Raw genomic sequence first — 17,343 nt, forward strand, 5'->3', positions numbered from 1 at the left:
ATGTCGAAAAGAATAGTGGGTGTTGAAGGAATTATTGGAAAAAAAATAGTGCTTTATTATTAATGGTAGTGCTCTTTCGATGAGTACCCTAATTTTGTAATAGTTCCTCTAGATGATGAAGGAAGTTATAAATATGAATAGTATCAAGATTAATAACGGTTATATCGGCATGGAAGTACAAATTTTCAATAGGTAATTAGTTCTAATTTACGAAATATAAATGTAACAAAAAAATAGCCGAAAAATATCGCTTTTTTTGTTATAATGTAAGTTGTGAGTGAATCGTATTTTGATGAAATCACATTTTAACTAAAAATAGAATATATATCGACAAATATCTTATATAAAGGTGAGTAATTTTATGATAGAAATGAAAGATGTTTATATGACATATCAAAATGGTGTTGTCGCATTAAATGGAATTTCCGTGACAATCAACCAGGGCGAGTTTGTCTATATTGTAGGACATAGTGGGGCAGGGAAATCTACTTTCACTAAATTGATGTTTCGTGAAGAGTTACCAATGAAGGGTACTATCGTAGTAAACAATAAAGATGTGACTCAATTGAAGTGGAAAGATGTTCCATACTTCAGAAGAAACATTGGTGTGGTTTATCAAGATTTTAGACTACTTCCAAGATTAACAGTATACGAGAATATTGCTTTTGCTTTAGAAGTAATTGAAGAAAGCCCAAAAAATATTAGAAAACGTGTGATGACAGTATTAGATCAAGTAGGTTTAAAGAATAAAGCTAGATTTATTCCTGATGAACTATCAGGTGGGGAACAACAAAGGGTTGCTATTGCTAGAGCGATTGTGAATCGTCCAAGTTTATTAATAGCGGACGAGCCTACAGGAAATTTGGATCCAGATACATCTTGGGAAATTATGCACATCTTAGAAGAAATCAATGCTAGCGGGACAACAGTTGTAATGGCAACACATAGTAAAGAAATTGTGAATACCGTTCGAAAACGTGTCATTGCAATGGAAGATGGAATGATTGTCCGCGATGAACATAGAGGAGAATACGGGTATGAAATTTAATACACTGAAACGTCATTTTAAAGAAGGTGCACGGAATACATGGCGTAATAGTTGGATGACTGTTGCATCCATTGGTGCTGTTACAACGACATTAATCTTGGTTGGAGTATTCTTAGTCTTAATGTTGAATTTGAATCATATTGCGAATGAATTAGAGGCAGATGTTCAAATTAAAGCACTAATTGAAAGAACAGCAGAAGAAGCAGATGTTGCAAAAATAGAAGAAGAAATTAATGCACTTTCTAAAGTAGGAACAGTAGAGTTTGTGACAAAGGAAGACGAATTACAGAACTTAATTGATAGTATGGGTGAACAAGGAAAGGCTTGGACATTGTATGAACAAGATAACCCATTAAATGATGCATATGTCGTAACAGCAGCTGATCCCGTTGAAACAAAAGCTCTCGCTCAAGAAATTGAAAAAATTGATAATGTGAGCAGTGTGAATTTTGGAGAAGATTACGTAGATCGATTGTTCACATTTAACAAATATGCGAGAAATGTTGGTCTTGTCTTAATAGGTGCGTTGTTATTTACAGCGATCTTCTTAATTTCAAATACGATTAAAATAACGATTCTCGCGAGAAAGAAAGAGATTGGGATTATGAAATTGGTTGGTGCAACAAATAGCTTTATTCGTTGGCCATTTTTCATTGAAGGTACTATTCTTGGTGTGCTAGGTAGTATCATTCCAATTACAATTATATTGATTAGTTATTATTATTTGACGCAAAATATATATCTACTACAACAATTTAATTTTGTTCAAATATTGCCGTTTTATCCATTTGCATTTCAAATTGCAGGGATTATCTTAGGTATAGGTGTTTCTATTGGTATTTGGGGAAGTTTAATGAGTGTGCGAAAGTTTTTGAAAGTTTAACACTTTCGCACTTCATTTTGGATTATACATATGTAAATAGTTCTAGAGAGGGGAAGAATATGAGAAAATATATCCGCATTTTAATCGTATTTATTATTACTTTTTCGATGGTAAGTATTTCCGTATCAGCTGAATCCATTAGTGATTTAAAGGAAAAAGTAAATGAATTAGATAAAGACAAGCAATCTGTAGAAAGTGAAGCAGGTAGTATTAATGGAGAAGTAAAAGAAACAAAAGAAAAAATTGCAGAAAATCAAGAGAAACAAGCAGAGACAAATAGTGAAATACAAGAAATTGATAGCAAATTAACAACAACACAAACGCAGTTAATAGAAAAAGAGAATGCTATATCTACAACGACGAATGAAATCAATCAAACAGAGTCTGAAATTAACAAGACAGAGGAAGAAATCAATACTTTAAAATCTGAAATTACAGCATTACAAGATGAAATTAAAGAATTAAAAGAGAAGATTGATGCGCGTGAAGAATTATTAAAAAATCGTTTACGTTCAATTCAAGAAAATGGTGGGAGCATCAGTTATTTAGAAGTGATCCTAGGTGCACAAAACTTCGGTGACTTCATTAACCGTGCGACAGCTGTATCGAAAATCATGGATTCAGATCAAAAAATAATGGAAGAGCAAGAAGCAGATAAAAAGAAGTTAGAAGAGAATAAAGTAGAATTAGAAGAAAGCAAAAAAGAACTAGAATCAAAACAAGCAGAATTAGAAGCGAGCAAAAAAGAATTAGAATCAAAGAAAGCTTCATTAGTTTCACAAAAGTCAGAATTAGAGTCGATTAAATCAACGCTTGATCAACAAATGGGTCAAAAACAAGAGCTAATGGAAAACTTAGAGCATGAAGAAGATGAATTACATAATCATCAAATGTCATTAGCAGAGCAACAAGAAACATTACAAAATCAAGCAGCAATCATAGAAAAAGCAAAACGTGAAGCACAACAAAAAATTAACCAGCTGGCTGAAGAGCAAAAAAGACAAGAAGCTGAAAAGAATCAAGAAGCAACTGGTGGATCTAGCTCATCAGGCTCTACTGGTGGAGGAAGTCCTGGTGGAAACCTTACTGCAGGTGGTAATGGTAGCTTGATGTGGCCAACTACTGGCCGTCAGTCATCAGGATATGGTTACAGAGATTTTAATGGTGGAAGTTTCCATTATGGTCTTGATATTGCGAATAGTACTGGAACACCTGTATCTGCAGCTGCAGGTGGTATGGTATCAAGAGCTAATTATTCACCAAGTTATGGAAATGTTATTTACATTTATCACCCAGAATTAGATATTACTACAGTGTATGCCCATTTAAATAGTCTTTCTGTTTCTTATGGACAAACTGTATCAAAAGGACAATATATTGGCGCAATGGGGAACACTGGTGATTCTTACGGAAGTCACTTACACTTTGAAGTGCATATAGGTCAATGGAGTTATCACGGTGGAGTAAATCCAATCTCATATTTACCATAATAAAATCATAAAAGACATCACAAAATACTTGTGATGTCTTTTTTAAACCTTCATAATATATAAAGTAGGGTTTACATATGATTTAGATAGATAGGACAAATTAACAATATGGGGTGGAACAATGAACATAAAAAAGAGAAATCTAGTCATGTTAATGATTGTATCATTATTTGTCGGTGTAGCTATATCATTCGTAGCTATTAAATTCTTCTTAACATCACCAACAAATAATGGAATGGCTAGTGCGGATAAAGATTTACTTTTACAATTAGCAGATCAACAAGAAATGATAGAAGACAATATGGGTGAAATGTCAAAAGTAGTCAATGCTTTTACAATTATTAAAGAAAATTATGTAGAAGATGTAGATGATAATCAATTAATTGAAGGTGCTGTCCAAGGGATGTTGCAATCATTAGAAGATCCTTATAGCGTCTACATGGATAAAGAAACAATGGAACAATTTAATGAACAAATTGAAGCTGAATTTGAAGGAATTGGTGCTGAAGTATCGATGGTAAATGGAAATGTGACGATAGTTGCGCCAATTAAAGATTCTCCAGCTGAAAAAGTAGGATTGAAGCCAAATGACCAAGTGATTTCTGTAGATGGAGAAAGCTTAGAAGGATTAGATTTATATGAAGCAGTCAATAAAATTCGTGGTGAAAAAGGTTCAACCGTAACAATTGAAATTATGAGACCAGGTGTGGAAGAGCCTATCGAGTTAGATATTACTCGTGATTCGATACCGTTAGAAACCGTTTATGTTGAGGAAAAAGAAGTAGGAGATCAATTAATTGGTATTATTGAGCTCACATCTTTCTCTGAGCGTACTGCTGATGATTTCAAGGAAGAATTAGCGAAATTAGAGAAGAAAGGGATGGACAGTCTCATTATAGATGTGAGAGGGAATCCTGGAGGACTGTTACCTGAGGTAGAATCTATTCTTAAGGAATTTGTTCCAAAAGAAACGCCATATTTGCAAATTGAAGATCCAACTGGTAAAAAATCACGATATTTTTCTGATTTACAAGAACCAAAGGACTATCCTGTTGTTACATTAATTAATGAAGGGAGTGCTTCCGCATCGGAAATCCTTGCTGTATCTTTAAAAGAAGCATTAGATTATGATGTTGTTGGAACGACTTCATTCGGTAAAGGAACGGTTCAACAAACTGTTTCGATGGGAGATGGCTCTACAATTAAAATCACACGATTTAAGTGGTTATCACCTGAAGGTAATTGGATTCACGAAGACGGAGTAGCCCCTACAGTGGAACAGAAAATGCCTGATTATTATTATGCAAACCCTGTTCAATTAGAAGAAGGGAATCAATTTGAATATAATGATAGTGATCCGGCAATTGAAAATATTCAATTAATGTTAGAAGGTCTAGGTTACAAGACTGAAAGAAAAGATGGTTATTTTGACAAAAACACAGAACAAGCAGTCAAGTCTTTCCAACAAGATAATGATATTGCTGTGACCGGTGCAGTAGATCAAGCGACAGCAGAAGTGATCCAAGCGAAATTGATGGAACATATTAGAAGTGGAGAAGATGACTTTCAGTTAGATAAAGCAATTGAGATTTTAACAAAATAGATTGAATTATAACTCAACCGAACTTTGAAAAGGATAGTTCGGTTTTTCATTTTATTGGAAATTTTCAAGAGAATGTCTTACATGAATTAAAAAGTAATATCTTTTAAACTAATTTTGTCCGAAAGGGTAGCCAAATTTATATTTATTAAGGATAATAGAAGTTACATAGAAATCTGACACATCATGAAACAGTAAACAAAATAGAGAAATGGACATTGGAAGGGGTATCTTTAATGGATTGGATGATAGAAATTGGTTACGCTCTTCTTAGAATGCTAGCACAACCACTTTTATACGTAATGATTTTACTACTTTTAATAAGTGGTTATTTTCGAATTAAGAATGACCGGCGTTATTTTGGTAGAAAAGTTTTTCCATACCTACATGAAATGAAAGGAACACTTGATTTAAGCATCATAGGAAGTGTTGTACTATCCGCTTTTGCACTCGTACTTGGATTTGTTTTTACAATGCCAATGCTTTATGTGATAGCAATATGTGTCACCATTGTCACATGTATGAGACGTTTTCTCTTTCTTTCAGGTAGCTATACAATTGGCATTACATATTTAATTTGTTTCGTATTAAGTATGTATATGAGTGAATACGTAAAGACAGATTGGACAACCTCTTTTCAACAAATTAATTTTACATATATACCGTTATTACTTGCTATTTTGTTAGTGATTGAAGGAATCATGTTATTTCGAGTAAAAGCAATCGATACATTTCCAGAAATCACTATGAGCTTAAGAGGAAAATATTTAGGTAGACATCGAATTAAGAAAATGGTGTTTATTCCATTTATCGGCTTATTACCATCAGGCTTAATTGAATCATTTGATTGGTGGCCAGTCATTGCGTTAGGTGATGAAACATATGGCTTAGTAGTTATTCCGTTGTTTATCGGTGCAGAGCATGCTGTTCGTAATGCCATTCCGAAATTGGGTGCGAAATGGATTGCAACGAAACTTTTTCTATTAGCTACGATGATGATACTTCTAACAGTGATGACGTATTTTTATCCGTCTTTTGTATGGGTAAGCGTGCTTGTCGCAATTGTTGGTCGTTTTCTCATTCAGTATGGATTCCGATTGTATGATCAGAATCAAGCACCGATATTCCAATTAGGGAATGAAGGAGTGCTCGTCTTAGGTGTGTTACCACACTCGACAGCTGCAGAGTTGTCTATTGAACCTGGAGAAAAAATTCTTAAAGTGAATGGAATGGGAGTAAACACAGAGCGTGAATTTTATGATGCAGTTCAAGTCAACCGTGCTTTCTGTAAATTAGCGATACAAGATTATCAAGGTGAAACAAGATTTGCTCAAACGGCATTATTTGAAGATGATCATCATGAATTAGGGATATTATTTGTAAAAGAGAAATATAAGAAAAAGGCAGTGTCCAGTGAAATTAATGTAAAAGGATGAAAATATAACGGTTGTTTTGTTATAAATAATGTATGACATCACTTTTATTGGTGAGTTTGAAACGATTTTGTGAGCGTATGACCTGCTCCGGCTTGCCCACTCCCCTTTCCATGGGCTTTTTCCTTCAACTAACTTTTCCAAGCACAGACCGCTTGGAAAAGTGGATTTTCAGGAAAAAGGATCCCATAGGAGTGGGAGTGGGCACCTGCGCTTAGTGGGGCTCTACAATGTTTGGAAGTGCAGTATAGTGGATTTTAACAGACCGTATATTAATTAATAAAACAGTTAAAATATAACGGTTGTTTTGCTATAAATAATGTATGACATCACTTTTATTGGTGAGTTTGAAATGATTTGTGTGCGTATGACCTGCTCCGGCTTGCCCACTCCCCTTTCCATGGGCTTTTTCCTTCAACTAACTTTTCCAAGCATAGACCGCTTGCAAAAGTGGATTTTCAGGAAAAAGGATCCCATAGGAGTGGGAGTGGGCGCCTGCGCTTAGTGAGGCTCTACAATGTTTGAAAGTGCTTATATTTTGATTGTTACATATAAACGTTTATTTATTCATCATGATACGTATTTCAAAGAGGTAATAATCATCTATAAAAATAAAGCCAACGTTAATATGATTATATTAATTATAGTGTAAAAACCCAAACGATTCGGTACCGAGTCGTTTGGGTTTTTTTAGGTTGAATCATTCTTTTGTGAATATATTTATATTCGGAGTAATTCGCGTAACTCTTCTTCAGATAATTTAGATAGTAGCGTTTCTCCAGGTTGAATGATTTGGTCAACAAGTTCTCGCTTCTTGTGTTGTAATTGGAATATCTTTTCTTCAATAGTTCCTTCAGTAATAAAGCGAATGACTTGGACGACATTTTTTTGACCGATTCGATGTGCTCTACCTGCTGCTTGTTCTTCCACAGCTGGATTCCACCATAGGTCAAATAAGATAACAGTATCTGCACCTGTTAAGTTAAGTCCAGTGCCACCAGCTTTTAATGAGATTAAAAAGAAATCTTTTTCCCCTTCATTAAATGCTTCTGTCATTTGTAACCTCTGATCTGATGGTGTGGAACCATCTAAATAGAATGTTTGATATTGCTGCTCTTGTAATGAATGGTTGATTAATTGTAACATGCCTGAGAACTGAGAAAAAATCAACGCGCGCTTTCCTTGTTGTTTTAAATCTGAGACAAGTTCTAGTAATTGTTCTAACTTACCTGAATTTCCTTGATAATTTTCTAAAAATAAACTTGGATGACAACAGATTTGTCTTAGTCGTGTAATGCCTGCTAAAATTTCCAATTTTCCTTTTCCAAATGTTCCTGATTGAATGGATTGATCCAAGTTGTTTTGGATTCTTTCTAGATAAGCTAAATAGACTTCTTTTTGTGCTTTCGTTAATTCAGAATATTGAACAGACTCTATTTTTTCTGGTAATTCTTCTAAAACGTCTTTCTTCACACGTCTTAAAATAAATGGTCGTGTCATCTTTGCAATGACTTGTGGGTCTAGTTGTTGGAATTTCTTTTTGGAACCAAATAATCCAGGTGAGATGGTATAAAAAATAGACCATAATTCGTCTAAAGAATTCTCAATCGGCGTCCCGCTCAATGCAAAGAATTGTTTCGATTGTAACTGACGGACTGCTTTTGCTGTCAATGTAAGATGGTTCTTAATTGCTTGCGCTTCATCTAGAACAATACATTGAAATAGGTGTTGGGCATATAAATCCACATCTTGCCTTAATGTTGGGTAAGAAGTGATAAAAATATTTGTTGATGTTTCTGTGTCTAGTATTTGTTGTCGTTGTTGCTTGGAACCAATCACAACAGTCGAAGTCAATGTTGGTGCGAACTTTTCGATTTCTTTCTTCCAATTATATAATAGAGAAGCAGGCGCAATGACAAGTGCTTGGTATTGCTGCTCAGTGGCTTCTACTTCTGACAGTAAGTAACTGATTGTTTGGAGTGTTTTCCCTAACCCCATATCATCAGCTAAAATTCCACCTAAATGATAGTAAGATAAAGTTTTCATCCACTGGAAACCAGTATGCTGATAATCTCTCATTTCTGCTTGTAAAGATGTTGGTAAATCAAAAGCAATGGTTTCTGGATTTTTAATATTATCTAACATCTTTTTGAATGTATCACTATAGTAATGATGACGGTCTCTCATCATCTCTTCAACTTGGAAACCTCTTGCTGCACTAACACTTACTTTTCCTTCTTCTAACTGTTTTTTGTTAAAAGTAAAGGTATCTGCTAATTGTTGAAATGCGTCAAAATCTTCTCCATCGAGTTGAAGCAATGCTCCATTTGGAATGCGATAATACCTTTTCTTTTCAATGAGTGCTTGCATCATTTCTGCGACATATTCTGTGGAAATCCCTTCAATATCAAAAGAAATATCAAGCATGCCTTCAGATGGTCGATAATCGACACTTGTTTGTAAATAATACTCGTTGTCATAAAGTAAGTTCTTCACTTGTTGTGTCGTGTAAACTGTCGCAATCTCTTCCAATTTATATATATCCTCATGTATAAATTGATAAATCGCATCTTCATTGAATAAATACATTGCTTGATTTACTTCAGTAAAGCCAAATGAACGAAGTAATTCAAGTGCATATTGTTCTTTTTGTACATCGCGTTTCACGATTGTATCTAATGATTGTTCGATTAAAAATGGATTGATTTTTGTATCGCCGTATCGAAATTCCATCGACACTTTTAAAACACTTTCTGTCTCATCAATCCAGATGGTTGTTTGTAATGGATGCGTATTGAGTTGTTTCTCCATTCGTTCGGTCATGTTTAGTTGTCCAACTTGTTCAAATTGTGGCATGACATTACGAACGAATGTATCCATCTCGGATGGTGAAATTTGTTGAGATTTTTTATCTCTAAGTGGTAATATTCTAAACAATTTGTCTAATATGATTTTTTGCTGATAAGTCACTTTATAAATATTATTTTCTGTTATTAAGTAACGATAACTGGATAAAAAGTGATACGATTCTAAATCTGAAATTTCCAAGCTATAGTTGTTTGCTTGTGAATAATCAATATTAAATGTTAATTGATCTGTCATTTGCTCAAAAGAAATTTGTTGATACGTTTGTTGTTTCACAGTTGTAAATGTGTAATCAACTGTTGGAATTGCTTCAATAATCTGATCACTAATACTTGGTGGAATATACAAGCTTCTAGGTAACTCTAATTTAATTGAATAACTATTGCCGAATAATTGTTCTTGTTCATAACAATTAATAAGTGATTCCAAAAATTGTTGATCATGTTTACGGAAATAATGTTCTTTAGGTTGATAAACAAAAGATGTATTTACTTTATATTCCTCACCTTGAATAAATGCTTTTAGAAAAGAGCGAATATCACGCACTACATATGGTCGTTTATCTCCAATTTTGATATCGATTGTAAGTGCATAGGACGCATTTTTGTTTGTTCGTTTTAATTGTAAAATATACTCTACAGTTAAAGCGGTTGTCGGACGAGGCACTTCACGGAATGTGTGTAACAGTTGTTTTGCAAATAAATCTGTTTGTTGTTCGATGAAACCTTTGTTTGTTCCTCTGTCCACAGCGAAACGTCGTCGATTGGAATTCGCATCTTTTGTAATTGCGAGTAGTACTGCAGCAATATGCTTACACGTATCGTGTGTGTCGTAGGCTGGACACGTGCATGTTGTATCAATCGTGTCATCTTCTCCATGATATATGCGAATTGTGTAGACTTTGGCACCTTTGACTAAACCTCGCCATGTATTTGTTTTAGGATTGAATGATAATCCATATACTTTGCCTGCTGTATAATATTGAAAACCTCGACGGTAAAATCTGTCACCAGTTAATTTGCGAATCGATTGTTCATCTAATGGAATTGGTTTCATTACTGATCCCTTTCTCTCTCATTCTTCGGTTATTTAAAAACTAAACCATCATTATATTATAACAGAAACTACAATAGATTCCATTAAGATTGACATTTTCTAAATAAATTGCTATTTTCTAAGTCTAAATCGTGTAAAATAGAATGGAACGACTTACGATAGAAAGTAGGGACAGAATTAATGGGTTTACAAGAAGAAGTACAGAAACGGAAGACTTTTGCAATTATCTCTCACCCTGATGCAGGGAAAACAACGATGACAGAAAAGTTATTATTACAAGGAAATTTGATTCGCTCAGCAGGAACAGTAAAAGGAAAGAAATCAGGTAAATTCGCTACATCTGACTGGATGGAAATTGAAAAACAACGTGGTATTTCTGTCACGTCAAGTGTAATGAATTTTGAATATGAAGGCTTTAAAGTGAATATTCTAGATACACCTGGACACGAGGACTTCAGTGAGGACACATATAGAACATTAACAGCAGTGGATAGTGTTGTCATGATTATTGATGCAACGAAAGGGATTGAAGCACAAACAATCAAGTTATTTAAAGTTTGTAAAATGCGTGGAATTCCAATTTTTACTTTTATCAATAAGTTAGATCGTGAAGGTCGTGAACCATTAGACTTATTAGATCAAATTGAAGAAGTTTTGAATATCGAAACATATCCAATGAATTGGCCTGTAGGGATGGGAAAAAGATTTTTAGGCATCATTGATCGTTACAATCATCAATTTGTTAAATTTAATGGGAATGAAGAAGAAACATACATTCCATTAGATGAAATCGAGCAATATGCAGATATTGCCGAGAACCCAACATTTCAAGAAACAGTAGAAGAAATGGAATTATTAAATGAAGCTGGGGACCAATTCTCTATCGAACGTGTGCTAGAAGGTGAGCAAACTCCTGTATTTTTTGGTAGTGCATTAGCGCCATTCGGAGTGGAAGTATTTTTTGATACATTTGTAAAATTAGCACCTGCTCCTGGACCTAGACGAACAAAAGAGAGAGTCATTTCACCAGATTACCCTGATTTTTCTGGTTTTATTTTCAAAATACAAGCAAATATGAATCCACAACACCGTGATCGTATTGCATTTTTAAGAGTGTGTTCAGGTCGTTTTGAACGAGGAATGAACGTACAATTAGCAAGAACGGGTAAAACAATTCGTTTAGGTCAAACTCAACAGTTCGTTGCATCTTCTAGAGATACAGTGGAAGAAGCGTATCCTGGCGATATTATCGGTATTTATGATCCAGGCTCTTACCGAATTGGTGATACATTGTTAGATGGCAAGCAAACATTTGAATATGATGAATTACCTTCATTCCCACCTGAAATGTTCCAGCGTGTTACAGCGAAAAATGTGATGAAAGCAAAACAATTCAGAAAAGGATTAGAGCAATTAGTGCAAGAAGGTGCGATTCAATTGTTTAAAACGTACCCGACAGATTCGTTTATCATTGGTGCTGTTGGTCAATTACAGTATGAAGTGTTTCAACATCGTATGAAAAATGAGTATAATGTCGAAGTGATGTTAGAATCAGTTGGTGAACGGATTCCGCGCTGGTTGAAGAAGGAACAAGTGGATACTAAGTTATTTGATGAGCGAAATTTGTTAGTAAAAGATCGAGAAGAGGAGTTCCTTGTCCTATTTAAGAATGATTTTGCATTGCGTTGGTTTATTGACAAGCATCCGGATGTGGAATTAATTGATTTGTTTGAAGTGAATCAGTATGATCAGGCTGGGTACTAATTTAATGAATGAAGTAATTTGATTCGCTATAAAAACCGATTTTATTTGATTTTAAAATAAAATCGGTTTTTTGTGTCCGCAAAAGTGGAAAGAGTAGTAAAGAGAAGTCTCACTTTATCCTTTTCCATTGTTTGGTTATACTATTACTAGAAAATAACATAACAACGAATATTTGTTCGCTTTTTTAAAATAAATCATGTATAATAAAGAATAGATTGAAATGGAGGTTACATGATGGAGCAAAACATGTTTTCTATCGAAGCACCATATCAACCACAGGGTGATCAACCGAAAGCAATTAAAGAATTAGTCGAGGGCGTCAATCAAAAGAAACGCCACCAGACATTGCTTGGTGCTACAGGGACGGGTAAAACATTTACAATATCCAATGTGGTGAAGGAAATAAACAAACCAACATTAGTGATTGCACATAATAAAACATTAGCAGGACAATTATATAGTGAGTTTAAGGAATTTTTTCCAAATAATGCGGTGGAGTATTTCGTAAGTTATTATGATTACTATCAACCAGAAGCATATGTTCCATCAACAGACACTTTTATCGAAAAAGATGCGAGCATTAATGATGAGATAGATAAGTTACGACACTCAGCGACTTCTGCATTATTTGAACGTAATGATGTACTGATTGTTGCGAGTGTGTCGTGTATATACGGTTTAGGTTCGCCTGAAGAATATAAAAGTCAAGTAGTTTCTTTACGTACTGGAATGGAAAAGGAACGTGATGACTTGTTAAGACAGTTAGTCAATATTCAGTATGCACGTAATGATATAGATTTCCAACGTGGGACATTCCGCGTGAGAGGCGATTCTGTAGAAATTATTCCTGCATCACGTGAATCCCACTGTATTCGTGTGGAATTTTTTGGTGATGAAATTGACCGGATTCGTGAAGTCGATGCGTTAACAGGTGAAATTGTTGGAGACAGAGAACATATTGCAATCTTCCCTGCATCTCACTTCGTTACACGTGAGGAAAAGTTAAAAATAGCAATGGAAAATATTAAAATAGAATTAAATGAACAATTAGAGAAATTCCGCGAAGAAGGTAAATTACTAGAAGCACAACGAATTGAACAGAGAACGAATTATGATTTAGAGATGATGGAAGAAATGGGATTTTGTTCAGGAATTGAGAACTACTCTCGCCATTTAGCATTACGTGAGGCTGGTTCCACACCATATACATTACTAGATTATTTTCCAGACGATTCTCTAATCGTGATTGACGAATCACATGTTACATTACCACAAATAAGGGGAATGTATAATGGTGACCAAGCAAGAAAACAAGTACTTGTAGACCATGGCTTCCGTTTACCATCAGCACTCGATAATAGACCATTAACATTTGATGAGTTTGATAAAAAAGCAAATCAGTTAATTTTTGTTTCCGCAACACCTGGTCCTTATGAGTTAGAACATACACCATATATGACAGAGCAAATTATTCGACCAACAGGTTTACTTGATCCGGAAGTAGAAGTACGGCCGATAGAAGGGCAAATTGATGATTTGATTGGAGAAATTAACAAACGTATTGCCAAAAATGAGCGCGTACTTGTTACGACTTTAACGAAAAAGATGTCTGAGGACCTTACAGATTATCTGAAAGAATTAGGTATGAAAGTTGCTTACTTGCACTCTGAGATTAAAACATTAGAACGTATTGAAATCATAAGAGACTTACGTGTAGGAAAGTATGATGTATTGATTGGAATCAATTTATTACGAGAAGGTTTAGACATTCCAGAAGTCTCGTTAGTGACAATTTTAGATGCAGATAAAGAAGGCTTTTTACGTTCAGAGCGCTCTTTAATCCAAACAATGGGAAGAGCAGCACGTAATGAGAACGGAAGAGTAATTATGTATGCAGATAAAGTGACGGATTCGATGAAGAAAGCAATTGATGAAACATATCGTCGTCGTGAAAAACAACAAGCATATAATGAGAAGCATGGCATTACGCCAATGACAATCAAAAAAGAAGTTCGAGATGTCATCCGAGCAACAGTTGCTGCAGAATCTACAACAAGTTATGAAGAAACACCGAAATTCAGTAAGATGACGAAAAAAGAAAAAGACATGTTAATAGAGAAAATGGAGCAAGAAATGAAACAAGCTGCGAAAGAACTAGACTTCGAAAAAGCGGCAGAATTACGCGATCTCGTGTTAGAATTGAAAGCAGAAGGGTGAGAATATGGCACGAAAAACAATCTCAATTAAAGGTGCACGTGCACATAATTTAAAAAATATTTCGATTGATATTCCGAAAGACAAATTAGTAGTGTTGACAGGTTTATCTGGTTCAGGTAAATCATCTTTAGCATTTGATACAATCTATGCGGAAGGGCAAAGACGCTACGTAGAATCATTATCTGCATATGCACGTCAATTTTTAGGGCAAATGGATAAACCAGACGTCGATGCAATAGAGGGATTGTCACCAGCGATTTCGATTGACCAAAAAACAACAAGTCGAAATCCGCGTTCTACTGTTGGTACAGTGACAGAAATCTATGATTATATGCGCTTATTATTTGCGCGTATTGGACACCCTATTTGTCCAAATCATGGAATAGAAATCACATCACAGACAGTTGAACAAATGGTTGATCGCATTTTAGAATATGAAGAAAGAACCAAATTACAAATATTAGCTCCAGTTGTCTCCGGTAGAAAAGGAACGCATGTAAAAGTATTAGAAGATTTGCAAAAAGAGGGTTATGTCCGTTTACGAGTAGACGGCGAGATGCGTGAAATCTCTGATGATATTACATTGGATAAAAATAAAAAGCACTCCATTGAAGTGGTTATTGATAGAATTGTTGTAAAAGAGGGGATACAAGGAAGATTATCTGACTCTTTAGAAGCAGCATTACGTCTCGGTGATGGCAATGTAATAGTAGACGTTATTGAAAAGGAAGAATTATTATTTAGCGAAAAGCATGCATGCCCAATTTGTGGATTCTCTATTAATGAATTAGAGCCAAGAATGTTTTCATTTAATAGTCCATTTGGTGCATGTTCGACATGTGATGGGCTTGGTTCACAATTAGAAGTAGATGTAGACTTAGTCATCCCGAATAAAAGCTTAACGCTTAATGAGGGAGCTATTGTTGCATGGGAACCAACTAGTTCGCAGTATTATCCTCAATTACTTAAAAGTGTTTGTGAACACTATGGAATTGATATGGATACACCTGTGAAGAAATTAACTAAATCACAGTTAAATAAAATCTTATTCGGATCAGGAAAAGAAAAAATTTATTTCCGTTATGAAAACGATTTTGGGATGACAAGAGAAAATGACATTTATTTTGAAGGGGTACTTCAAAATATTGCAAGAAGATACAAAGAAACATCCTCTGATTTTATTAGAGAACAAATGGAAAAGTATATGACAAACAAGCCCTGCCCAACATGTTCAGGCTATCGACTTAGTCAAGAAGCAATGGCAGTGAAAGTGAATGACCATCATATTGGCCAAGTGACAGAAATGTCCGTTACGGAGGCACATACTTTCTTTACTACATTAGCATTATCAGAAAAAGAAGAGAAAATCTCTGCAATGATTATTCGAGAATTGGATGACCGCTTATCTTTCTTATCTAATGTAGGACTGGATTATTTAACATTATCTCGTACAGCAGGTTCCTTATCTGGTGGTGAGGCACAGCGTATTCGTTTAGCTACACAAATTGGTTCCGCATTAACAGGTGTGTTATACGTCTTAGATGAACCATCCATTGGCTTGCACCAACGTGATAATGACCGATTAATCGCAACATTAGAAAGAATGCGTGATTTAGGAAATACATTAATTGTTGTGGAACATGATGAAGATACCATGCTTGCCGCAGATTACTTAATTGATATTGGCCCAGGTGCAGGAGAGCATGGTGGAGAAATTGTCGCACATGGTACACCAAAGCAAGTGATGAAAAAGAAAGCATCCCTCACTGGTCAATATTTATCTGGGGAAAAATTTATCCCATTACCTAAAGAAAGAAAGCAACCAGATAAGCGACATATAGAGATTATTGGAGCAAGTGAGAACAATTTAAAGGATGTAGATGTGAAGATTCCGATTGGATTATATACAGCTGTAACAGGTGTATCTGGTTCAGGAAAAAGTACATTAATCAATGAAATCTTACACAAGTCACTTGCAGCTAATTTGCAAAGAGCAAAGCAAAAACCTGGTGCGCACAAAGAAATCAAAGGTATGAAACATTTAGAAAAAGTTATTGATATTGATCAATCACCAATTGGAAGAACACCGAGGTCCAATCCAGCTACATATACAGGTGTGTTCGATGACGTAAGAGATGTCTTTGCACAAACCAATGAATCTAAAGTGAGAGGCTATAAAAAAGGTCGCTTTAGTTTTAATGTGAAAGGCGGTCGCTGTGAAGCATGTCGTGGAGATGGAATTATCAAAATTGAAATGCATTTCTTACCAGATGTATATGTACCATGTGAAGTGTGTCATGGGAAACGATATAATCGTGAAACATTAGAAGTAAAATATAAAGGAAAAAATATCTCAGACGTGTTAGATATGACGATTGAAGAAGCACTAAAATTCTTTGAGAATATTCCTAAAATAAAACGAAAGTTAGAAACAGTATTTGATGTTGGACTTGGCTACGTGCGTTTAGGTCAACCTGCGACAACATTGTCAGGTGGAGAGGCTCAACGCGTAAAATTAGCGAGTGAACTTCATAAACGTTCAAACGGTAAAACGTTATATATTTTAGATGAACCGACAACAGGATTACATGTTGATGATATTTCCCGTTTACTTGTTGTGATCCAACGATTAGTGGAAAATGGGGATACGGTTGTGATTATTGAACATAACTTAGATGTCATCAAAGCAGCAGATTATATTATTGATTTGGGTCCAGAAGGTGGAGATGGCGGTGGTACCATCGTTGCAACAGGTTCACCAGAAGAAATCATACAGGTAGAAGCATCCCATACAGGTAGATATTTAAAACCAATCTTAGAACGTGATCGAGAACGAATGGGCTTACCCGTTCAAAAATAAACTACCATACACTATGTTCTAGCATAAAACAGAACATAGTGTATTTTTTATATGGAAGTGGAAGAGAATGTTTGAAAAAGTACACCAGTACATTATCCAACATAAATAAAAAAGACTATGCTAAAAT

9 protein-coding genes are annotated in these 17,343 nt (G+C 35.0%); 8 read left to right on the forward strand and 1 reads right to left on the reverse strand.

The window, feature by feature from the left end; genetic code table 11:
• Window positions 1-361: 361 nt before the first annotated feature.
• The 5 genes from ftsE to ACFOZ1_RS04470 all read left to right on the forward strand — a co-directional run bounded on the left by ftsE (window position 362) and on the right by ACFOZ1_RS04470 (window position 6,457).
• A complete protein-coding gene (gene ftsE, locus ACFOZ1_RS04450; RefSeq protein ID WP_390196392.1) occupies window positions 362-1,048 on the forward strand; it encodes a cell division ATP-binding protein FtsE in 687 nt (228 codons plus the stop codon).
• On the forward strand, window positions 1,038-1,931 hold the full coding sequence (gene ftsX, locus ACFOZ1_RS04455) for a permease-like cell division protein FtsX (RefSeq protein ID WP_390196395.1): 894 nt from the start codon (window positions 1,038-1,040) through the stop codon (window positions 1,929-1,931). The genes ftsE and ftsX overlap by 11 nt, the downstream gene beginning before the upstream one ends.
• A 59-nt stretch (window positions 1,932-1,990) precedes the next feature.
• On the forward strand, window positions 1,991-3,421 hold the full coding sequence (locus ACFOZ1_RS04460; protein ID WP_390196397.1) for a murein hydrolase activator EnvC family protein: 1,431 nt from the start codon (window positions 1,991-1,993) through the stop codon (window positions 3,419-3,421).
• A 121-nt stretch (window positions 3,422-3,542) separates the two neighbouring features.
• Window positions 3,543-5,024 carry a S41 family peptidase gene (locus ACFOZ1_RS04465; protein WP_390196399.1) on the forward strand — a complete coding sequence of 494 codons (1,482 nt, stop codon included), beginning with the start codon at window positions 3,543-3,545 and terminating at the stop codon, window positions 5,022-5,024.
• Window positions 5,025-5,257: 233 nt separating this feature from the next.
• Window positions 5,258-6,457 (forward strand): hypothetical protein, encoded by a 1,200-nt coding sequence (locus ACFOZ1_RS04470; protein WP_390196401.1) that lies wholly within the window; start codon window positions 5,258-5,260, stop codon window positions 6,455-6,457.
• Window positions 6,458-7,174: 717 nt separating this feature from the next.
• Here ACFOZ1_RS04470 and ACFOZ1_RS04475 read toward each other — a convergent pair.
• Window positions 7,175-10,375 (reverse strand): SNF2 helicase associated domain-containing protein, encoded by a 3,201-nt coding sequence (locus tag ACFOZ1_RS04475; protein WP_390196403.1) that lies wholly within the window; start codon window positions 10,373-10,375, stop codon window positions 7,175-7,177.
• Between the two features lie 180 nt (window positions 10,376-10,555).
• Here ACFOZ1_RS04475 and ACFOZ1_RS04480 point away from each other — a divergent pair, with 180 nt between their 5' ends.
• From ACFOZ1_RS04480 to uvrA, 3 genes are all read left to right on the forward strand, one after another.
• Complete coding sequence (locus ACFOZ1_RS04480) at window positions 10,556-12,139, forward strand: peptide chain release factor 3 (RefSeq protein WP_390196405.1); 1,584 nt, start codon at window positions 10,556-10,558, stop codon at window positions 12,137-12,139.
• 234 nt (window positions 12,140-12,373) lie between these two features.
• On the forward strand, window positions 12,374-14,356 hold the full coding sequence (gene uvrB, locus ACFOZ1_RS04485) for an excinuclease ABC subunit UvrB (RefSeq protein WP_390196407.1): 1,983 nt from the start codon (window positions 12,374-12,376) through the stop codon (window positions 14,354-14,356).
• Window positions 14,357-14,360: 4 nt separating this feature from the next.
• Window positions 14,361-17,216, forward strand: a complete 2,856-nt coding sequence (uvrA, locus tag ACFOZ1_RS04490) for an excinuclease ABC subunit UvrA (protein WP_390196408.1) — start codon at window positions 14,361-14,363, stop codon at window positions 17,214-17,216.
• The last annotated feature ends 127 nt before the right edge of the window (window positions 17,217-17,343 follow it).

This window comes from Gracilibacillus marinus (genome assembly GCF_042651725.1).
GTDB lineage: Bacteria > Bacillota > Bacilli > Bacillales > Amphibacillaceae > Gracilibacillus > Gracilibacillus marinus.